The organism is Acidovorax sp. GW835-FHT14B10 (genome assembly GCF_058793725.1).
In genome coordinates, this window is record NZ_JBXAGC010000001.1 from 231361 (window position 1) to 251045 (window position 19685).

General features: G+C 63.4%; 18 protein-coding genes. All 18 read right to left on the bottom strand.

What is annotated here, in order from left to right; translation table 11 throughout:
* Window positions 1-7: 7 nt before the first annotated feature.
* The 18 genes from AC1Q5S_RS01050 to AC1Q5S_RS01135 all read right to left on the bottom strand — a co-directional run bounded on the left by AC1Q5S_RS01050 (window position 8) and on the right by AC1Q5S_RS01135 (window position 19685).
* Window positions 8-799 (bottom strand): ABC transporter ATP-binding protein, encoded by a 792-nt coding sequence (locus tag AC1Q5S_RS01050; RefSeq protein WP_060986787.1) that lies wholly within the window; start codon window positions 797-799, stop codon window positions 8-10.
* Between the two features lie 350 nt (window positions 800-1149).
* On the bottom strand, window positions 1150-2835 hold the full coding sequence (locus AC1Q5S_RS01055) for an electron transfer flavoprotein-ubiquinone oxidoreductase (protein WP_060986788.1): 1686 nt from the start codon (window positions 2833-2835) through the stop codon (window positions 1150-1152).
* Window positions 2836-2894: 59 nt separating this feature from the next.
* Complete coding sequence (locus tag AC1Q5S_RS01060; protein ID WP_060986789.1) at window positions 2895-3404, bottom strand: MaoC family dehydratase; 510 nt, start codon at window positions 3402-3404, stop codon at window positions 2895-2897.
* A 168-nt stretch (window positions 3405-3572) separates the two neighbouring features.
* Entirely contained in the window at window positions 3573-4205 is a 633-nt protein-coding gene (locus tag AC1Q5S_RS01065) for a TetR/AcrR family transcriptional regulator (RefSeq protein WP_060986790.1), read from the bottom strand.
* A 105-nt stretch (window positions 4206-4310) separates the two neighbouring features.
* Window positions 4311-5102 carry a 2-ketocyclohexanecarboxyl-CoA hydrolase gene (gene badI, locus AC1Q5S_RS01070; protein WP_060986791.1) on the bottom strand — a complete coding sequence of 264 codons (792 nt, stop codon included), beginning with the start codon at window positions 5100-5102 and terminating at the stop codon, window positions 4311-4313.
* 48 nt (window positions 5103-5150) lie between these two features.
* Window positions 5151-5948 (bottom strand): SDR family NAD(P)-dependent oxidoreductase, encoded by a 798-nt coding sequence (locus AC1Q5S_RS01075; RefSeq protein ID WP_060986792.1) that lies wholly within the window; start codon window positions 5946-5948, stop codon window positions 5151-5153.
* Between the two features lie 367 nt (window positions 5949-6315).
* Window positions 6316-7560 (bottom strand): ABC transporter substrate-binding protein, encoded by a 1245-nt coding sequence (locus tag AC1Q5S_RS01080; RefSeq protein ID WP_060986793.1) that lies wholly within the window; start codon window positions 7558-7560, stop codon window positions 6316-6318.
* A 76-nt stretch (window positions 7561-7636) separates the two neighbouring features.
* Window positions 7637-8443, bottom strand: a complete 807-nt coding sequence (locus AC1Q5S_RS01085) for an ABC transporter ATP-binding protein (RefSeq protein ID WP_060986794.1) — start codon at window positions 8441-8443, stop codon at window positions 7637-7639.
* 10 nt (window positions 8444-8453) lie between these two features.
* Window positions 8454-9527: a branched-chain amino acid ABC transporter permease gene (locus tag AC1Q5S_RS01090; protein WP_060986795.1), complete on the bottom strand. Its 1074-nt coding sequence runs from the start codon at window positions 9525-9527 to the stop codon at window positions 8454-8456.
* Window positions 9528-9530: 3 nt separating this feature from the next.
* Window positions 9531-10418, bottom strand: coding sequence for a branched-chain amino acid ABC transporter permease (locus AC1Q5S_RS01095; protein WP_060986796.1), 888 nt, complete (start codon window positions 10416-10418; stop codon window positions 9531-9533).
* A gap of 3 nt (window positions 10419-10421) precedes the next feature.
* A complete protein-coding gene (locus tag AC1Q5S_RS01100; protein ID WP_060986797.1) occupies window positions 10422-12350 on the bottom strand; it encodes an AMP-dependent synthetase/ligase in 1929 nt (642 codons plus the stop codon).
* Window positions 12337-13104, bottom strand: a complete 768-nt coding sequence (locus AC1Q5S_RS01105; protein WP_066788337.1) for an ABC transporter ATP-binding protein — start codon at window positions 13102-13104, stop codon at window positions 12337-12339. Before AC1Q5S_RS01105 ends, AC1Q5S_RS01100 begins: the two co-directional genes overlap by 14 nt.
* 220 nt (window positions 13105-13324) lie before the next feature.
* Window positions 13325-14542, bottom strand: a complete 1218-nt coding sequence (locus AC1Q5S_RS01110; RefSeq protein ID WP_060986554.1) for a CaiB/BaiF CoA transferase family protein — start codon at window positions 14540-14542, stop codon at window positions 13325-13327.
* Between the two features lie 21 nt (window positions 14543-14563).
* Complete coding sequence (locus AC1Q5S_RS01115) at window positions 14564-15730, bottom strand: acyl-CoA dehydrogenase family protein (RefSeq protein ID WP_060986553.1); 1167 nt, start codon at window positions 15728-15730, stop codon at window positions 14564-14566.
* A 125-nt stretch (window positions 15731-15855) separates the two neighbouring features.
* Window positions 15856-16659, bottom strand: coding sequence for an enoyl-CoA hydratase/isomerase family protein (locus tag AC1Q5S_RS01120; protein WP_060986552.1), 804 nt, complete (start codon window positions 16657-16659; stop codon window positions 15856-15858).
* Window positions 16660-16704: 45 nt separating this feature from the next.
* Window positions 16705-17562 carry a MaoC/PaaZ C-terminal domain-containing protein gene (locus AC1Q5S_RS01125; RefSeq protein WP_060986551.1) on the bottom strand — a complete coding sequence of 286 codons (858 nt, stop codon included), beginning with the start codon at window positions 17560-17562 and terminating at the stop codon, window positions 16705-16707.
* Between the two features lie 13 nt (window positions 17563-17575).
* Window positions 17576-18481 (bottom strand): SDR family oxidoreductase, encoded by a 906-nt coding sequence (locus tag AC1Q5S_RS01130; RefSeq protein ID WP_066697103.1) that lies wholly within the window; start codon window positions 18479-18481, stop codon window positions 17576-17578.
* A 46-nt stretch (window positions 18482-18527) separates the two neighbouring features.
* A complete protein-coding gene (locus AC1Q5S_RS01135; protein ID WP_060986550.1) occupies window positions 18528-19685 on the bottom strand; it encodes a thiolase family protein in 1158 nt (385 codons plus the stop codon).

Below are 19685 nucleotides of genomic sequence, written 5' to 3' on the forward strand. Positions count from 1 at the left end.
ATGCTTCTCAGGACAGCCAGCGTTTGCGCCGCTTGTAGTGTTTGACGTCGCGCATGTTCTTGCGCGATCCGCCCTCGCCGAAGCCCAGGTAGAACTCGCGCACGTCTTCATTGCGCAGCATCTTGTCTGCCGGGCCATCAAGCACTACGCGGCCATTTTCCATGATGTAACCGTAGTCGGCGATGGCCAGTGCCATCTGCGCGTTCTGCTCTACCAGGAGAATGCCCATGCCGTCCTGACGGCAGAGGCGGGCGACGATCTCGAATATCTCTTCTGTGATTTGAGGTGCAAGGCCGAGCGTCGGCTCGTCGAGCATCAGTAGCTTCGGGGCCGACATAAGGGCGCGACCGATGGCTACCATCTGCTGCTCGCCGCCCGAAAGATAGCCCGACACCGTGGTGCGTTTGTTCACCAGTCGCGGGAACAGGCTGTACACCATGTCGATCTGGCGTTTGGCGTCGGCCCGGCTTCGCGTGTAGCCACCCATCACGAGGTTTTCCTCGACCGTCAACTGGTCGAAAAGGCGGCGCCCCTCGGGCACCATCACCGCACCCGTGCGCACAATCTCGTCCGGCGGCAACCCGGCAAGTGGACGACCTTCGAAGATGATCTGGCCGCCCTTGATTTCGCCATCTTCCGGGTAAAGCACGCCGCAAATGCCTTTGAGCGTGGTCGATTTGCCTGCCCCGTTGGAACCCAACAGCGCGACGATGCTGCCCTTGCCGACCGACAACGACGCTTCTCTTACCGCTTCGATGGTGTTGTCGTAAACGATCTGAACATTCGTGAGATTCAGCATGGCAGTTTGCTCCGTGCGCCACGCTGCGGGGGAGTGGGCATCGAGCCGCCCCTCCACCCCTCCGGGCCGGGGCAACGGTCGCGGTCATTGCCTTTGGCGTCTAGGGCATAGGTCGAAGGCGCAGTGAGTCTTTGCAAGGTTTTTCCTGTGTGGGCTGCGTCGGGGCAGGGTGGATGCCTGTCTTGTATTTCCTTGTCAGGTAAGACACGCATTGCCCCCTGTCGATGCCTTAAATCTAACGGTAGTTAGGTATCTGCTCAACTAGGGAAATCCCTGAACTGGTAACGAGCCACCGGTTGTGATCAAAGACTCTTTCCCAGGGCCCCTGCCGGCGGTTCGTTATTGATCGGCTACATGGCGCTGTAATTCGGCCCGCCGCCGCCTTCTGGCGTGACCCAGACGATGTTTTGCTTCGGGTCCTTGATGTCGCAGGTCTTGCAATGTACGCAGTTCTGCGCATTGATCTGCAGGCGATCGGTATCGTCCGGGTTTTTGACAAACTCATAGACGCCGGCAGGGCAGTAGCGCGACTCCGGCCCGGCATAGGTGGCCAGGTTGACGCTAACCGGCACACTGGCGTCCTTGAGGGTCAGGTGTGCGGGTTGCTGCTCTTCGTGGTTGGTATTGGAGACAAACACCGAACTCAGGCGGTCAAAGCTGATTTTGTTGTCGGGCTTGGGATAGACGATTTGCCGGCACTGGGCCGCGGGTTTGAGCTTGGCATGGTCGGGCACGCGGTTGTGAACAGTCCAGGGCGGCGCTTTGAAACCGAGTTTGGGCAGCAGCCACAACTCGATGCCGTTCATGATGGATGACAGGTACAGGCCTTTCTTCATCCACTGCTTGGTGTTGCGCGAAGCATCCAGTTCTTCAAACAGCCAGCTCTTTTTAAAAGCTTCGGGGTAGGCAGTGAGTTCATCGTGTTGGCGGCCACCCGTCACCGCTGCATACGCCGCTTCCGCCGCAAGCATGCCGGTTTTCATGGCGGCGTGGCTGCCCTTGATGCGCGCAAAGTTGAGAAAGCCCGCTTCGCAGCCCACCAGTGCACCGCCGGGGAACACGGTTTTGGGCAGGCTCATCAGGCCACCGCAGGTGATGGCGCGGGCGCCATAGCTGATACGTTTGCCGCCTTCGAGGTACTGGCGAATCGCGGGATGCGTTTTCCAGCGCTGCATCTCATCAAACGGGCTCAACCACGGATTGCTGTACTCCAGGCCGGTGATGAAGCCCAGCGTGACCTTGTTGCCTTCGAGGTGATACAGAAAGCCACCGCCGTAAGTCTGGTTGTCCATGGGCCAGCCCAGAGAATGCACAACGTGGCCCGGTTTTGCCTTGGTCGGGTCAATCTCCCAGAGTTCCTTGATGCCGAGTGCGTAAGTCTGCGGGTCCTTGCCGGCATCGAGTTTGAATTTTTCAATCAGTTGTCGGCCCAGGTGGCCGCGTGAGCCTTCGGCAAAAATTGTGTACTTGCCGTGCAGTTCCATGCCAAGCTGAAAACTGTCGCTGGGCTGGCCGTCCTTGCCAATACCCAAGTTGCCGGTGGCCACACCTTTGACCGAGCCGTCCTCGTTGTAAAGCACTTCTGCAGCGGAAAAGCCCGGGAAGATTTCGACCCCCAGCGCTTCGGCCTGCTGACCCAGCCAGCGCACCACATTGCCCAGGCTGATGACGTAGTTGCCCTCGTTGTGCAGGCTTTTGGGAATCAAGAATTGCGGTGTGCCGAGCTTGCCGGTTTGGCTGAGAAACAGCATCTCGTCGCCGGTGACCGGCTGCGTCAAGGGCGCGCCCAGCTTTTTCCAGGTGGGAAACAGCTCGGTGATCGCACGGGGGTCCATCAGCGCGCCGCTCAAAATGTGCGCGCCGGGCTCGGAGCCTTTTTCGAGCACCACCACCGAGAGTTCCGTGCCCTTGTCGGCGGCGAGCTGTTTCAGCCGGATGGCGGTAGCCAGCCCGCCTGGGCCGCCGCCGACCACGACCACGTCGTATTCCATCGTTTCACGGGGGCCGTATTGCTCGATCAGGGAGGATGGCGTCATACGGAAAGAATCTGAAAAGTTTGGGGCCTTGTGGGGCCCAAGTTGTTGAAAACGGCGGTTCAGGGGCCGCTGCCGACCGGCAATGGCGGAGCGGTGCGTGGTGCGCTGTTTCGCTTGTAAACCAATACCGTGCGCTTGAACGTGCAGACAATGGTGCCGTCCTGGTTGTAGCCCTCGGTACGCACCGTCACCACGCCGACGTTGGTGCGCGACCGCGACTCGCGCTTGTCAAGCACTGTGGAGCGCGAGTAGATCGTGTCGCCTTCGAACACCGGATGAGGCAGACGGACTTCATCCCACCCGAGGTTGGCCATGACGTTCTGCGAGACATCGCTCACCGTCTGGCCGGTCACGAGGGCCAGCGTGAGACAGGAGTTGACGAGGGGTCGACCGAACTCCGTCTGGGCCGCGTAGTGGGCATCGAAGTGCAGAGCTGCCGTGTTTTGCGTCAGCAGCGTGAACCAGATGTTGTCCTGCTGGGTGAGGGTGCGCCCGAGGGCATGTCGATACTCGTCGTCCACTTCGAAGTCTTCATAGAACCGGCCGCGCCAGCCTTCCTTCACCGTCATGCCCCACTCCTGTTGCAGGCTGCACGGACCGAGAGTCCCTTGACGCAACGGAGCAACAAGCCACGCGGCACCACCGCGGGCGGCACGCTGACGGTTGCTGTCAGGCTCGGGTGTGCCGCTCGATCTACCGAAGCGGACGGCAATGCCCGCCCGAAATGGCTTGTCATGTCATACCTTGTCATGGGTGAGGATTCCATCGAACACGATCGCTGTGATTTGGCGCGCGAAGTCCTGGAATGAACCGCGCTGGGGGTTGTACCACTCCACGGTCCAGTTCAACGCGCCGATCACGAAAAGTCGAATCATGGCCAGGCCGGTGTCTTGACGCAACTCGCCGCTGGCCAGTGCCGATTCGAACAGACGGTCCCAGTAGTCCGCATAAGCCCGGCGGACTATCTTGTGGTGATTCTTTGCGCTGGTAGGTATTTGCCCATAGACGCGAATGTTGGCCGACGTGAAGTCGCCATAGTGGAGCATTCCCCACAGGTGGCCTTCGATGCCTGCCGCGATGCGGTCACGCCAGCTTGCGTTCGCCGGCAGCGCCTCGATACGGGTGCGAACCGCATCAGCGACGATCGTAATACCCTTGTCCAAGACTTCGCCGAGGATCTCCTCCTTCGATTCGAAGTGGTAATAGATGCTGCCGGCTTTGACGCCGGCAGCATCGGCAATCTCTCGCAGGGTGGTGGCGGCATACCCATGGTGCCGGAGCAGTCGCGCTGCTTCGAGTAGTATGCGCTCGCGGGTGTCGGCGGCTTCGGCGCTGCTGGAGGCGACATCAGAACGTGGTTTGATGGTCATTTCGGTTGTTAGTTAGGCTGAACAGACCGAGTTTAGCAGGCGTGTTCCCGCGCACTTACACGCTGCCTGCCTTGCGTGCTGCCTGCCTGAGGTGTCTGTTCTGGCTCATTTGCTGTCACCAGTCCATTGCCGGAAGTCTGGCTGGCGTTTCTCCAGGAAGGCGCGTACGCCTTCTTTGGACTCCGCAGTGTCATAGTACAGGCTCAGCGCCTGGAGGCCGAGACTGCCAATGCCCCGAATGTGCTCGGTGGAAGCGTTGAATGAGCGTTTGGCGATGGCCAGGGCGGTCGGGCTCTTGTCAACGATCTCCTTGCACCAGCGTGCGACTTCGGCATCGAGCTGCTCGTGCGGTACGACGGTGTTGCACAGGCCCATCGCCAACGCTTCCTGTGCTGTGTAGCGTCGGCACAGATACCAGATTTCGCGCGCCTTTTTCTCGCCGACGACATGTGCAAGATACGCTGTTCCCCAACCGGGATCGACCGAGCCGACCTTCGGGCCAACCTGGCCGAACACGGCTTTCTCGGATGCGATGGTCATGTCGCACAGGGTGGCCAGCACGTTGCCGCCCCCGATCGCGTAGCCCTGTACGCGGGCGATCACCGGCTTGGGCACGTCGCGGATGGCGCTGTGTACTTCTTCGACCGGCAAGCCGATCGTGCCGCGTCCGTCGTATTGGCCTGCGTGCGCCGACTGGTCGCCGCCAGTACAGAATGCGCGGTCCCCCGTACCTGAAAGGACGATTGAGGCAATTTTTTTGTCCCAGCCAGCCTTCAGGATGGCATGGAGCAGTTCATCCATGGTACGGCCCCGAAATGCATTCATCACCTGCGGCCGGTTGATGGAGATGTAGGCGGTCGAGTCACGCTCTTCGTACAGGATGTCTTCGAAAATCATCTTGAGTTTTCTGGGTTAAGTTGTCGGTTGGCAAATTCCGCAAGCCGTTCAGCCGATCATGCTGTAGCCACCGGAGACGGAGAGGACTTGCCCGGTCACGTGTCCGGCGACCTTGCTCGACGAAAGGAAGGCAACGGCATTGGCGATATCCTGCGGACGGCCTACCTTGCGCAGCGGCAGTGACTTGGTGACTTTTTCGAGTTGCTCGGGCGTGAACATGCTGCCGGCGTCGACCCACATGCTGCTCCCGCCCACTTCGTCCGAGGTGCTTGGGATCGTCACGCCGGGACAGACCACATTGCAGCGGATGCCGTAACGACCGTTTTCCTTGGCCACTGTTTTCATGAAGCTGTTGATCGCCGCCTTGACGCCGCCATAGACCGCTTCGCGCGGCTCGCCCTGACGGCTGGCATCGGAGCTGATCGAGACGATGGCGCCGGCGTTGCGCGGAATCATCACTTCCAGCGCTGTCTTGGTGCAGTTCAGTACCCCCACATAGTTGATCTGGATCACCTTTTGCCAGAACTCGGGCGTCGTTTGCGTAAAGAACATCAGCTGGTCCCAGCCCACGTTGTTCACCAGCACATCAACGCCGCCGAACTTGTCCACAGCGGTCTTGAACATGGCCTGCACTTGGTCAAGTTGCGTGACGTCGGTCTTCACTACCTGGGTGGAAGCCGCGCCCATCTGCATGGCGAAGTCGGCCGTTTTTTGCGCTTGTTCGGTGTCGATGTCGCCGATGGTGATATTCGCGCCCTCAACGGCGAACGCCAGCACGATGCCCCGTCCGATGTTGGAGCCACCCCCGGTGACGATGATTGATTTGCCCTTGAGATCGAGATCCATATTTACTCCTCGCGCGTTCGGCGCAACATTGATTTGGCCATAGTGTAGCTGTCTAACGATAGTTAGACAAACTGGTGTTTGATTTTTTAGTGTTTCAGGTGATTCCTGTGTGCTGGACACGGCAACCCGCCGCCTTGTGGGCGATCGGCTGCAAGTTGAAGGGTCTGGATTGGCTTCCAGCTTCGAAGTCTCAATGGGTTGTTCAACCTCGATCCGGCAGTAATCCGTCCCCAGCAACCCCTGCGGCGGCTTGAACGGCCCGATGGAGGTGAGTACAACGTGGGCTGCCCGGGGTTGCTGAGGGCGACGGCGAGAGCTCGCCGAATGACCACGGGCTGCCCCGTGCCGGGACAGCCAGCGATCTAGATCACTTGTTCGTCTTGGCGAACTCAGCCGATTCCTTCTTGATCACTTCCCACACCACATCGTTGTAGGCCGAGATCCAGTCGGACTGCGGCACCCACTTGGCACCGTCCCACATATCGATGCGGGTCTTGCCGCCGCCGCCGTGATCCTTTGCGGTCACGGTGACTGGCGCGATCAGGTCGTTGGCGTCGAAGTTGCGCAGATTCTCCAGGCCGGTCTTGATCTTGGCCGGGGTCAGCGGGCGACCCGACTTCAGGCCATTGCGTACGCCTTCAAACGCCACCGAGAATATGGCCAGGCCGGTGTTGTAGTACACGTCCTGCAGGTTCTTGCGGTCGCCATTGCCCTTGCCCTTGTCGTACAGGTCGGCCACGATCTGCTTGATCAGCGCGTGGTCTTGACCGCCGACGACATTGGTGCCGCGTTTCATGCCTTTGGCTTCGGCCGCGCCGATGTTGGCGATGTCCACTTCGTTGATCCAGTTCACGCTGATCAGCTTGTCCATGGGGATGCCGTTGCGCTTCATCTCGCGTGCGGCCACCACGTGCATGGCCGACAGGTTCCAGGTGATGACCCAGTCGGGGTTGAAGCGGCGGATCTGTGTCCACACGGCGGCCTGGTCGCGTCCGGGCATGGGGTTGGGGAAGAGGTTGAGCTCGAAGCCCTCCTTCTCGGCCAGGGTTTTGAGGATGGGGATGGGCTCCTGGCCAAAGGCGTAGTCAGGGTAGATGAAGCCGATCTTCACGCCCTTGAGGTTGCCCTTGTGCTGGTTCTTGATGAACTGGATGTTGTTGGCCATCTGGCCCCAGTAGGTCGGGCCGATGGGGAAGATCCACTTGAACACGTCACCGTCGATGGCGTCACCCCGACCGACGAAGGACTGCAGCATGATGTTGCCGTCGGCCATGGCGCGCGGCAGCACGGCGCGCGAGACCGGGGTGGACAGTGTGTCGAAGACCATCACGCCTTCGCGCTTGAGTTTCTCGTAGCACTCGATGCCGCGCTGTGGCTCGTTGCCGTGGTCCTGGACGATGATCTCGATGGGGCTGCCTTCCAGGCCTCCCTTGGCGTTCAGGATATCGGCGTAGTCCTTGGCGGCCTGCACGATCTGCGGCGTTACGAATGTATAGGCCTTGCTCAGGTCGTAGCACAGGCCGAACTTGACCGGCGCCTGCTGCGCCGATGCGGCAGACGCACCCAGCAGCAGGGCAACACCAGAGAGTGTGGATAGCAAAGCTCGTTTCATCGAATGTCTCCTGCGTACGGTGGAGTGATCGTCCGTAAGGCACCAAGTACGCGCATGCCCGGGACCATGGTTGGCTTCAGCTCAGCCAGCGCTTGCGCCGGCTGTAGTGCTTGATGTCGTGGAAATTCTTGCCCTCGGCGCCACCCAGGTAGAACTCCTGGATGTCAGGGTTTTTCTTCATGGCCTCGGCGCTGTCATGCATCACGATGCGGCCGTTCTCCAGCAGGTAGCCGTGCGAGACCACCTCCAGCGCGGCGATGGCGTTCTGCTCCACCAGCAGCACGGACAGGCCTTCCTGCTGGTTGATGCGTTTGACGATGTCGAAGATTTCGGCCACGAGGAAAGGCGCCAGGCCCAGGCTGGGCTCGTCCAGCATCAGCAGTTTGGGCCGGGTCATCAGCGCACGGCCGATGGCCAGCATCTGCTGCTCGCCGCCCGACAGAAAGCCCGACTGCGCGGTGCGGCGCTGGTGCAGGCGCGGGAAGTAGGCATACACCATGTCCCGGTTGCGATGCATCTCGGTGCGCGAACCGCCTACCACCGCAGAGGCGGCCACGAGGTTCTCGTCGGGGGTGAGGTGTTCGAACACGCGCCGACCTTCGAGCACCTGCACGATGCCCAGTTTGACCCGAGCCTGTGGCGCCAAGCCGGCGATGTCCTGCCCCATGAAGCGGATGTCGCCGCGCGTGACCTCGCCGCGCTCGGGCTGCAACAAGCCGCTGATGGACTTGAGCGTGGTGCTCTTGCCGGCGCCGTTGGCGCCCAGCAGGGCCACCATGCCGCCTTGCGGCACCTCGACCGACACGCCCTTGATGGCCAGGGCCACCTTGTCGTAGATGACCTCGATGTTGTTGAGCGAGAGGATGGGGTAGTCGTTGTTCATGGTACTCGCCTCACTTGCGTGCGTAGCCAAAGGGCCAGACCAGCAGGTAGTTGCGCACGTTGCCGTACATCTTGCCCAGTCCCATGGGCTCGATGAGCAGCACCGCGATGATGGTGGCACCGTAGACCATGTGCGGGATGTGCGCCAGGGTCTCGACACCGATGTCCAAGCCAAAGAGCTTGGCGCCCCAGGCGATGAAGCTGTTCATCTGCCCCGGCAGCAACAGGATGAAGGCGGTGCCGAAGAAGCTGCCGATGATGCTGCCCAGGCCGCCGACGATGACCATGGCCAGCAGCTCGATGGAAACGTTGACCGCGAACTGCTCCGGGGTGACCGCTTTGTAGAAGCCGAAGATCAGCATCGCGCCGCTGACGCCGCCGATGAAGGCCGAAGTGGCGAAGGCCACCAGCTTGAAGTAGAAGCTCTGCACCCCAATCACCGCTGCGGCAAAGTCTTTCTCGCGCACAGCCACCAGGGCGCGGCCCAGCGCGGTGCGGCGAAGGTTGAGCATGAACACCGTGACAAAGATCACCCAGGCCAGCACCACGTAGTAGATGCCCGCCTCGGACGTGACGGCCTGGCCCAGCAGCTTCATGGGCGGCGATTGCAGCGTGGCCGACACGCCGCCGCTGATGGCTGGCACGTGCGAGATCACCCAGTCCATCACGAACTGCATGGCCAGCGTGGACAGCGCCAGGTACAGGCCCTTGACGCGCAGCGCCGCAAAGGCAAACACCACGCCCACCACGGCCGCTGTGATGCCGCCCAGGATGACAGCGAACTCCCAGGGCACGCCGTTGCGGGTTGCGTGCACCGAGGCATAGGCACCAATGCCCATGATGGCCGCGTAGCCGAAGTGGAACTGCCCGGCCCAGCCCAGGATGAGGTTGAGCCCCAGCACCGCGGCGGTCCAGATCAGCCAGGGCTTGAGGTAGCTGGTCAGCACCAGGGAGCTGAACAGCCAGGGTGCGGCCAGGGCGATCAGCAAAATCGCGATGATGGCCTTGCGCTCGAAGGGGATGGGGAACAGCCCCCGGTCGCTGGCGTAGTGGGTGTGAAAAATGCCTGCTTGACGGTACAGCATCGTTCAAATCCTTTCGATGTCGTGGCGGCCGAACAGACCGTGGGGACGGATCATGATGGTGAGAATCAGCACGGCCGCCACCACCAGTTCGCGGGTGCCGCCTCCCAGCAGGGGGTCGAGCACGCCCGAGGCCACACTTTCCAGGATGCCCAGCAGCAGCCCGGCCAGGATGGCGCCGCCCAGGCTGTCCAAGCCGCCCAGCACGGCCACCGTGATGCCCTTGAGCAGCAGCATGGCCAGGGTTTGGTCCACCGTCTGCACCGACCCCCACAGCACGCCAGCCGTGGTCGCCACCACCGAGGACAGCGCCCAGGACAGTGCCACGCCGCGCTCCACCGAGATGCCCACCGACCAGGAGGCGGTGTAGTCGTCAGCGATGGCGCGCAGCACCACGCCGCGGCGCGTGCGGAAGAACAGCATGAAGGCCACGAACAACACCAGCGAGACCACCGCACCCACCACGTAGGCGCGGTTGAGCAGCAGCGGGCCCAGGAACAGCGGCGCATCGCTGATGCCGATCTGCAACGGCCGGCCGCTGCCACCCCAGATGGTCATGGTGGTTGCGCGGATGAAGATGTCGATGCCCAGCGTCATCATGAGAATCATGACGATGGGCCGACCGGCCAGGCGGCGCAGCGCCACGCGCTCGATGCCCATGCCCGCGAGGAACATGGTGGCCATGGCCGCCGGGATGGCCAGCCACATGGGCAGGCCAGCGCCGTTGGCAAAAGCGAGCACCATGTAGGCGCCCAGCATGGTCAGACCGCCTTGTGCCAGGTTGGGCACCGAGGACGACTTGTAGATGAGCACGATGCCCATGGCCACCAACGCGTACATCAGGCCGGCCAGGCCGCCGTTGACCGCGAGTTCGAGGAGATACATCAGATCCATGGCTCAGATTTCCTTCACGGTCAGCAGGCGTTCGGTCACCCCGATCTCGCCTGTCTCGTAGGTGATTTGGGCACGCATCGTCACCTGCTTCTGGCCACCGTAGATGGCTTCGATGATGGGCGCGTAGCGTTCCTCCACCACGTTGCGGCGCAGCTTGCGGGTGCGGGTGATCTCGCCGTCGTCGGCATCGAATTCCTTGTGCAGGCTCACGAAGTGGCGCAGCTTGAGACCATCGGGCAGGGTTTCGTTGACGTGGCGCACGGCTTGGGTGAGCAAGTCGATGACCTCGGGCTTTTGCGACAGGTCGGCGTAGGAGATGTAGGAGATGCCCCGCACCTCAGCCCAGTGGCCCACAGGCTCCTTGTCGATGCAGACGATGGCAGCCAATGTGTCGCGCCCCTTGCCCAGCACCGCCACGTCCTTGACGAAGGGGCTGAATTTGAGTCGGTTCTCGATGTAGTTGGGGATGTAGCGTTCGTTCTTGGCGGTATAGACCACCTCGGACAGCCGACCCAGCACCACCAGTTGACCATCGGGCTCCAGGTAGCCGGCATCGCCCGTGTGCAGCCAGCCATCGGCCAGGGTTTCGGCGGTTGCCTTTTCATTCTGGTGGTAGCCGCTGAACACGCTGCCCGAGCGGATCAGGATCTCGCCGCTGTCGCTGATCTTCACTTCCACGCCGGGCAATGGCCGGCCCACGGTGTGCAGCCGCACCTCGTTGGGGGCCTGCATGGCGTTGAAGGCGCTGCTTTCCGTCTGGCCGTAGAGCTGGCGCAGGCGCACGCCCAGCGCACGGTAGAACACAAAGGTGTCCTCGCCAATCGCCTCGCCACCTGTGAAGGCGTTGCGCAGGCGGCTCATGCCGAGCTGGTCCTTGATGGGGCCGGTCACCAGCCACTCGCCCAGTGGGCGCAGCAAGCGCTGCAGTGTGGTCGGAGTTTCGCCCGCCAGCTTGCGTTTTTCCGACGAGATGGCATGGGCCATGAAGAAGTCGTAGAGCTTCTTTTTCAGCCACGTCGTGTCCTCCATGCGCACCTGCACCTGGGTCAGCATGTTGTCCCAGCTGCGGGGTGCGGCCAGGTAAAAGGTGGGCGCGATCTCTCGCAAGTTGTGCAGCACCGTCTCGGGCCGCTCCGGGATGTTGATGGTGAAGTGCAGGCCGACACCGGCGCCCAGGGTGATGGCGAAGTCGCCCACCCAGGCCATGGGCAGGTAGGCCAGGATGCTCTCGCCGAAATCGAAGGACTGGGCCTGGAAGGCGTTGGCCACGCCCGAGAGCACATTGAAGTGCGACAGTGCCACACCCTTGGGCTTGCCGGTGGTGCCGGAGGAGTGGATGAGCACGGCCGGGTCGTCGGGCTGGGCCAGGGCGCTCAGGGTGCCGGCCAGCGTCGCGTCGGCCTGCAGCCGTGCGGCGCCTTGTTCCAGCAACGCCTGCCACGACACCAGGCCAGGTGCCGTGTATTTCGAGAGGCCGCGCGGGTTGTCGTAGACGATGTGCTCCAGCGGCGCGCCCCGCTCGCGCAGGTCCAGTGCCTTGTCCACCTGCTCCTGGTCCTCGGCCAGCACGTAGTGCACCTGCACGCTGTTGACCACGTGCATGATTTCCTCGGGCGTGGCGTCGGGGTAGACCGGCGTGGCGTAGCCACCCAGCATGCCCACGGCCAGCATGCCCAGGTAGAGGTGAGGCCGGTTGTCGCCCAGGATCAGCACCGCTTGGCCCTTGACCAGACCCAGGGCCTGCAGGCCGGCGGCGCAGCGCAGGGTTCTCTCATGGGCCTGCTGCCAGGTCGTCTCTTGCCAGATGCCCCGGTCCTTTTCGCGCAAGGCCACCCCCGTGGGCAGGGCCTGGGCGTTGGCCGCCAGCAGGCGGGGCAGGGTGGTGCGCGGGTTCAGGTCCCAGGTGCTGCTGTTGCGTTCACTGGACGGCATGAGCACCTCCCAGATAGGCCTTGATCACACGCGGATCGGCGATCACGTCTTTCGGAATCCCGGTGTCGATCACCTCGCCGTAGCTCAGCACCATCATGCGGTCGCAGATGCCGGTGATGATGTCCATGTGGTGCTCGATCAGCATCACAGTCACGCCGCGCTCTTCGCGCGCATCGAGGATGAAGCGCGCCATGTACTCTTTTTCTTCCTGGTTCATGCCGGCCATGGGTTCGTCCAGCACCAGGAAGCTGGGTTCGGCCACCAGGGCGCGCGCCAGCTCCACCCGTTTTTTCAGACCCAGCGGGATGGCGTCCACCGGCTCGTCGCGCACGTTCTCCAGTTGCATGAAGTCGATCACTTCCTCCACCACCTCGCGGTGGGCGATCTCCTCGGGCCGGCTCAGCCAGGGGTAGAGGGCGGTGCGCAGCACGCTGGGCTTCATGTGCACGTGGCGGCCCAGCAAGATGTTGTCCAGCACCGTCATGCCGTTGAACAGGGCCAGGTTCTGGAAGGTGCGGGCCACGCCCCGGCGCGCCACCTTGTGCGGCGCCAGGCCGGTGATGTCCTCGCCATTGAGCAGAATCTGCCCTTTTTGAGGCGGGAAGAAGCCGGTGATGGCGTTGGTCATGGTGGTCTTGCCGCTGCCGTTCGGGCCCACGAGGCCGAAGATCTCGCCGCGCCGGATGTGCATGTCGACGCCGGTCACGGCCACCAGGCCGCCGAAGCGCCGCTCCACATCGAGGCATTCGAGCACGGGTACCCCTGCCCGTTGGCTGGCTGGCGTCGGCCCATGCTCTTTCGCCGTGTTACTGGTACTGATGGTGTTGATCACTGTAGGTGCCTATGACATTTCACGGGTGACCGTCTGCCTGTGCGCAGATCGCCGACTTTCTGTGTTGCATAAAAGATTTGCAACTGTAATGTCTAACATTAGTTAGACATGTAGGGCTTACCCTTGCATCGGCAGGATTGACTCAAGCGGGAACGTGTTGCGTCACTGTTCCCCGCGCGATCAGGGCTTCGATGGTGGCGTCGCCGTAGCCATGCTCGGCGAGCAGCTCACGCGTGTGCTGGCCGAAGTGGGGCGGTGCGCTGTGGGTCCGCCCCGGGGTGCGAGACAGTTTGACCGGAATGCCAATGCCCCGCACCCCCTCGACTTGCACCACCATGTCCCGGTGCAGGGTGTGCGGGTCGGACAATACCTGGGGGATGGCGTGCACCGCGCCGGCCGGAACGCCGGCTGCCAGCAATTGATGGCACAGCAACTCGCCATCGACCTGGAGCAGGTGCTCCTCCAGCAGGGCGCGCAGCGCGTCGCGGTTGCCAAAGCGGTCGGCGTTGGTGGCGAAACGCGGCTCGCTGGCCATCTCCGGGCGTCCGAGGAAGTCGCACAGCTTTTTCCACTGGCCGTTGTTGCCGATGCCCAGGAACACCTCGCAGGTGCGGGTCCGGAATTTGTCGTAGGGCACGATGTTGGAGTGCGCGTTGCCGCTGAGCTGCGGCGCCTTGCCCGACAGCAACCAGTTTGCACTTTGCGGGTGCAGCAGCGACACGGCCGTGTCGTACAGCGTGGCTTCGACGAATTGCCCACGCCCGGAGCGCTGGCGCTCGACCACCGCCAGCAGCACGCCGATGACGGCGGACAGACCGGTGGTGAGGTCCACCACCGGCACCCCGACCCGCATCGGGCCGGTATCCGGGGAGCCGTTGACGCTCATCAGGCCGCCCAGGGCCTGGGCCACGGCGTCGTAGCCCGGGGCGCCACCCAGCGGCCCATCGGCGCCAAAACCGCTGACGCGGCAATGGATCAGGCGCGGGAAGCGCTCGCGCAGCGCCTGCTCATAGCCGATGCCCCAGCGCTCGAGGGTTCCGATCTTGAAATTCTCGATCAGCACGTCCGCGTCCGCGAGCATTTTCAGAACGATCTCGCGTCCCTCGGCGCGCGACAGGTCGATCACGATGTCGCGCTTGTTCCGGTTGACACCGAGGTAGTAGGCGGCCGTGCCATCGTCGGTGAAGGGGGGGCCCCAGGCGCGGGTCTCGTCGCCGGCGGGCGGCTCCACCTTGATGACGTTTGCCCCGTGGTCGGCGAGGATCTGGCCGCAGTACGGCCCGCCGAGCACGCGTGACAGGTCGATGACCTTCAGGCCGGCCAGCGCGCCGAAGACGGGGAGGGGAGAACTCGTGCTCATGTTCATGGATATGGATGCGGATCAGTACGAGCGCGGCAGGCCCATCACGTGCTCGCCGATGTAGTTCAGCACCATCTCGCGGTTCAGCGGCGCCGTGCGCAGCAAGCGCACCAGGCCGTACAGGTCGTAGATGCCGTATTCCTTGGTGAAACCGTTGCCGCCGTGGGTCTGGATCGCGGCGTCCACGGCGTGAATGCCGGCTTCGGCACCGGCGTACTTGGCGATGTTGGCGTACTCGCCGGCGGGCAGGTTCTGGTCGAAGGCCCAGGCCGCCTTGAGCGCCATCAGCGAGGCCATTTCGATCTCGCTGCGGGCGATCGCCAGCGGGTGCTGCACGCCCTGGTGGGCGCCGATGGGGGTGTTGTTGAAGACCTTGCGGTCGTTGGCATAGGCCACGGCCTTTTTCAAGGCGAAACGTCCGACGCCGGTACACAGGCCCGACAGGATGATGCGTTCCGGGTTCAGCGTGTCGAACAGGATGTTGAAGCCCTTGCCGACTTCGCCCAGCACATCGGCCTCGGTCAGTTCAACGTTGTCGAAGAACAGTTGCCACTGCGTCTCCGGCACCGGGAAGGCGACCGGAATCAGCGTTTTGCTGATGCCTTTTTTCTTCATGTCGACCATGAAGATGGTGAAGCCGTCGGTCTTTTTCTTCACCTCGGCGCGCGCCGTGGTGCGGGTGACGACCATCACGTAGTCGGCGCAGTTCGCATCGGTGATGAAGACCTTCTGGCCGTTGAGCTTGAAGCCGCCCTTGCCGTCGGACTTGGCGATGCTGGTGATTTCGATCGAGTTGGAGCCGGCGTTGGGCTCGGTGATGGCGAAGCAGAACTTGATTTCGCCGGTACAGCCGCCAGGCAGAAACCGGCGCTTCATGTCCTCGCTGGCGTGCTTGGCCAGCAAACCCATGGTCATGGTCGGGCCGACCACCAGGTTGAGCAGCGGGATGCCGTTGTTCGCCAGCCCTTCCATGAACAGCAGCATCTCGGTCATGCCCTGGCCGGCGCCGCCATAAGCCTCGGGCACCATGATGCCGAGAAAGCCGTCGCTGGTGATCTGCTGGTACAGCTCGGTCGGCCTCTCATTCTTTTCGGCGTAGCCGCGCCAGTAGTTGTGGTCGAACTGCTTCGAGATACGGTCGCCGTACTCGTAAATCATTCGCTGTTCCTGGGTCAGTGTGAAGTCCATATTCATTCCTCTCGATGTGTTGATCGCGGCAAGCGCCATGCGCCGCGGATGAGTTCAGGCGCGCTGGTTGCAACCTCGCCCCACCCGTGCGGGTGCGAGGTTGATGATCTGGATAGGGTTCGTGCTCAGCTGTTGGCGGAGGGGAACTTGGGCGCGCGCTTCTCGCGCACCGAGGCCACGCCTTCCTTGGCGTCCTCGCCCAGGAAGCACAGCATCTCCATCGCCAGCGAGCTCTCGAAGATCGGGCGCGCGACGTTCATCCAGCCGTTCAGCGAGCGCTTGGTCAGGCGGATCGCCTGCTGGCTGCCCGCGGCCAGCTTGTTGGCCACGGCCATGGCCTTGTCCATCAGTTCGGCGCGCGGCACGCACAGGCTCACCAGGCCGATGCGCTCGGCTTCCTTGCCGCCGACGAACTCGGCCGTCATCAGGTAGTACTTGGCCTTGGCCATGCCGCACAGCAGCGGCCACAGGATCGCGGCGTGGTCGCCGGCGGCGACACCGATCTTGACGTGGCCGTCAGTGATCTTGGCCTCCTCGGCCATGATGCTGATGTCGGCCAGGAAGGCCACCGCCAGGCCGGCGCCGACGGCCACGCCGTTGATGGCCGAGATGATGGGCTTGTCGCAGGCCATCATGTTGTAGACCACGTCCGAGGCCTCGGTCATGGTGTTGGCGATCTCCTTGGGGTTGCCGACCATGTTGGCCACCCATTCCAGGTCGCCGCCGGCCGAGAAGGCCTGGTCGCCCGCGCCGGTGATCACCGCCACCTTGGTCTTGGCGTCGTCGTTGACGACGCCCCAGATCTTGGTCAGCTCCCAGTGCAGGCGGCCATTGGTGGCGTTCATGACCTCGGGGCGGTTGATGGTGATCAGCAGCACGCCGTTGGGCTTGTGGTCGAATTTCAGAAATTGGAAGTCAGCGTAGTTCATCTTGGGTCCTTGAAAAAGAAGAATAAAAGGAAAGGCAATGGACGCTCAGCGCAACTCGGCGCGCCCGTTGTTGAGCACGACAATGTCGCGTTCGACGGCCCGGGCGCGAAACGACACGACCTTGCCCTCGATCCAGATCTCGGTGCGGATCGTCTCACCGGGATAAACCGGCGCTGAAAAACGCACATCGATCGATTGCACGGCGGCCGGGTCACCATCGCACACGCTTTGGGTGATGGCCCAGCCAGCGATGCCGTAGGTGGCCAGACCGTGCAAAATGGGCCGCTCGAAGCCGGCCGCGCGCGCCACCGCGGGTTCGGCATGCAGGGGGTTGTAGTCGCCCGAGAGGCGATAAACCAGTGCGGCGCGCGGCTGGGTGGCGAAATCGACGCCATGGTCGCTTGCGCGTTCCGGCAGTTCGTGCACCGCCTTCACCGGTCCGGCCGGGCCGCCGAAACCGCCATCGGCGCGGCAGAAGGTGGTTGATGTCAGTGTCGCCAGCAGTTCGCCGCTGTTGGCGTCAAGTACCGTGCGCTCGGTGTAGATCAGCGCGCCTTTGCCGGGGCCCTTGTCGACGATGCCCGTGACGCGCGTGCGCCCGATCACCTCGCCTTCGGGGGGCACGGGCCGGTGCAGGCGCAGGCCCTGTTCGCCATGCACCAGGCGCACCCAGTCGATGCCGGTGGCGGGGTCCTTGAGCCACATGCCGGGATAGCCCAGCACCACCGGCAGGGTCGGCAGCGCGACCAGGTTCTTCTCGTAGACGAAGCGCAATTCGGCTTCGTCGGTCGGATCGGCGCCCAGGCCGATGCCCAAGGCGTAGAGCATGGTGTCGCGCTGGGTGTAGCGGTGGCGCACGTCCTCGAACGGCCACGCCATGAGTTTGTCGTAGTTGATCGCCATGCTGTTGGCTCGCTCAGACCGGATCCCACGAGAACACGACGGACGAGTTCTCCAGCGGCGTGAAGCTGGGCTTCATCGACGGCAGCACGCGCTCGGCGATGGTCTCGGGCGTCCAGCCCTCGGCGGTGTGCATGCCGCGTGCCGGGCGGGGCTGGCTCATCAGGAAGATTTCGTTGCCGCGCACCGCGAAGATCTGGCCGGTGACCTCGTGCGCGGCGTCGCTGGCCAGGAAGGCCACCATCGGCGCGATCTTCGCCGTATCCATTTTCTTCAGCTTCTCGACCCGTGCCTGCTGCTCGGGCGTCTCGGTCGGCATGGAGCCGATCATGCGGCTCCATGCGAAGGGCGAGATGCAGTTGGAGCGCACGTTGTAGCGCTGCATGTCGAAGGCGATCGAGCGCGACAGCGCCGCGACACCGAGTTTGGCGGCGGCGTAGTTGGCCTGGCCGAGGTTGCCCAGCAGACCGGAGGTCGAGGTCATGTGCACATAGGCGCCGGACTGCTGGGTCTTGAAGTGCGGCGCCGCGGCGCGCGAGACGTAGAAGCTGCCGTGCAGGTGCACGTCGATCACGGCGTGCCATTCCTCGATCGACATGTTGAAGAACAGCCGGTCGCGCAGGATGCCGGCGTTATTGACGACGACATCGATGCGGCCGAAGGTGTCGGCCGCGCACTCGATGATGCGGTTGGCCGCAGCCCAATCCGAGACGCTGTCGGTGCTGAGCACCGCCTGGCCGCCGGCGGCCTTGATCTCGTCGACCACCTGCTGGCCCGGGCTGGCGTCATTGCCCACGCCCCCGACCGAGGCGCCGATGTCGTTGACCACCACCCTGGCGCCTTGCGCCGCCATCAGCAGCGCGATGTCGCGGCCGATGCCCCGCCCCGCGCCGGTGACGACCGCCACCTTGTCTTGCAGCATGATGCCTTTGTTCATGAAATGACTCCTGGTTGTAGATGTAAAGAAATCAGACGGTGGCGGCCGTGCCCAGCAGGGCCGTCACCTGGCTAGAAAGAACGCCCCCGTTGCCATGGCACAGCGCCACCTCGGCGCCGCGCACCTGCCGCGCTCCGGCCTCGCCGCGCAGTTGCTGCACCGCCTCGATCAGCAGGAACATGCCGTACATGCCAGGGTGGCAGCACGACAGACCGCCGCCATTGGTGTTGACCGGCAACACGCCGCCCGGCGCGATGCGTCCGTCGCGCACAAAAGCGCCGCCTTCGCCCTTGGCGCAAAAGCCCAGGTCTTCGAGAAACAGCAGCGTGTTGATGGTGAACGCGTCGTACAGCTCCAGCACGTCCACATCCTTGGGCGACAGGCCGGCCAGGGCGAAGGCGCGCGGCCCCGACTCGGCGGCGGCGGTGACGGTCAGGTCGGGCATGGAGGCGATCTGGCGGTGCCAGGTCGCCGCGGCCGCGCCCAGCACATAGACCGGCGGCTTGGGAAAGTCGCGCGCCCGCTCGCGCTTCACAAGCACCAGGGCGCCGCCACCGTCGGTGACCAGGCAGCAATCGAGCACCGACAGCGGATCGCTGACCATGCGCGCGGCCAGCACCTGTTCGATGCTGAGCGGATCGCGCGCATGGGCCAGCGGATTGAGTTGCGCCCATCGTCGCGCCGCGACCGCGATGTGGGCCAGGTCTTCGCGTGTGGTGCCGTACTGGTGCATGTGGCGCGCGGCGGCCAGGGCGTAGCTGGAGATCGGGTAGCGTGGCGCGTAGGGCGCCTCGTACAAAGGCGTCTCGGCCATCGACTTGAGCTTGCCGAAACCCGAGCCCTGGTTGCTCCCATAGCAGATCAGCGCCACCTCGCACTGGCCGGTGTGCAAGGCCATCGCGGCGGTGAGCAGGTGGCCGACGTAAGACGAGCCGCCGACCATGGTGGCTTCGCAGAATTTGGGCTTGACGCCGAGATATTCCGCCACCGACAGGCCGGCCAGGAAGTGGTAGGACGAGCCTGTGAACAGGCCATCGACATCGGATAGTTTCAAGCCGGCGTCGGCCAGCGCGCCGTGTACCGCCTCGCCCAGGATTTCGAGCGCGCTGCGGCCGGGCGCCATGGGTACGCCGCCCAGGCTGGCGCCGACGATGGCGGCGCAGCCGCGCAGGGGTGAAATGGCGTTCAT

What these genes read in the sequence shown, in the direction of transcription:
- AC1Q5S_RS01055 (WP_060986788.1), bottom strand. Translation starts at nt 2,835, where the DNA reads ATGACGCCATCCTCCCTGATCGAGCAATACGGCCCCCGTGAAACGATG.
- AC1Q5S_RS01130 (WP_066697103.1), bottom strand. Translation starts at nt 18,481, where the DNA reads ATGCTGCAAGACAAGGTGGCGGTCGTCACCGGCGCGGGGCGGGGCATC.
- AC1Q5S_RS01135 (WP_060986550.1), bottom strand. Translation starts at nt 19,685, where the DNA reads ATGAACGCCATTTCACCCCTGCGCGGCTGCGCCGCCATCGTCGGCGCC.
- AC1Q5S_RS01060 (WP_060986789.1), bottom strand. Translation starts at nt 3,404, where the DNA reads ATGACGGTGAAGGAAGGCTGGCGCGGCCGGTTCTATGAAGACTTCGAA.
- AC1Q5S_RS01115 (WP_060986553.1), bottom strand. Translation starts at nt 15,730, where the DNA reads ATGGACTTCACACTGACCCAGGAACAGCGAATGATTTACGAGTACGGC.
- AC1Q5S_RS01050 (WP_060986787.1), bottom strand. Translation starts at nt 799, where the DNA reads ATGCTGAATCTCACGAATGTTCAGATCGTTTACGACAACACCATCGAA.
- AC1Q5S_RS01125 (WP_060986551.1), bottom strand. Translation starts at nt 17,562, where the DNA reads ATGGCGATCAACTACGACAAACTCATGGCGTGGCCGTTCGAGGACGTG.
- AC1Q5S_RS01120 (WP_060986552.1), bottom strand. Translation starts at nt 16,659, where the DNA reads ATGAACTACGCTGACTTCCAATTTCTGAAATTCGACCACAAGCCCAAC.
- AC1Q5S_RS01075 (WP_060986792.1), bottom strand. Translation starts at nt 5,948, where the DNA reads ATGGATCTCGATCTCAAGGGCAAATCAATCATCGTCACCGGGGGTGGC.
- AC1Q5S_RS01065 (WP_060986790.1), bottom strand. Translation starts at nt 4,205, where the DNA reads ATGACCATCAAACCACGTTCTGATGTCGCCTCCAGCAGCGCCGAAGCC.
- AC1Q5S_RS01110 (WP_060986554.1), bottom strand. Translation starts at nt 14,542, where the DNA reads ATGAGCACGAGTTCTCCCCTCCCCGTCTTCGGCGCGCTGGCCGGCCTG.
- AC1Q5S_RS01080 (WP_060986793.1), bottom strand. Translation starts at nt 7,560, where the DNA reads ATGAAACGAGCTTTGCTATCCACACTCTCTGGTGTTGCCCTGCTGCTG.
- AC1Q5S_RS01095 (WP_060986796.1), bottom strand. Translation starts at nt 10,418, where the DNA reads ATGGATCTGATGTATCTCCTCGAACTCGCGGTCAACGGCGGCCTGGCC.
- AC1Q5S_RS01100 (WP_060986797.1), bottom strand. Translation starts at nt 12,350, where the DNA reads ATGCCGTCCAGTGAACGCAACAGCAGCACCTGGGACCTGAACCCGCGC.
- AC1Q5S_RS01085 (WP_060986794.1), bottom strand. Translation starts at nt 8,443, where the DNA reads ATGAACAACGACTACCCCATCCTCTCGCTCAACAACATCGAGGTCATC.
- AC1Q5S_RS01090 (WP_060986795.1), bottom strand. Translation starts at nt 9,527, where the DNA reads ATGCTGTACCGTCAAGCAGGCATTTTTCACACCCACTACGCCAGCGAC.
- badI (WP_060986791.1), bottom strand. Translation starts at nt 5,102, where the DNA reads ATGATTTTCGAAGACATCCTGTACGAAGAGCGTGACTCGACCGCCTAC.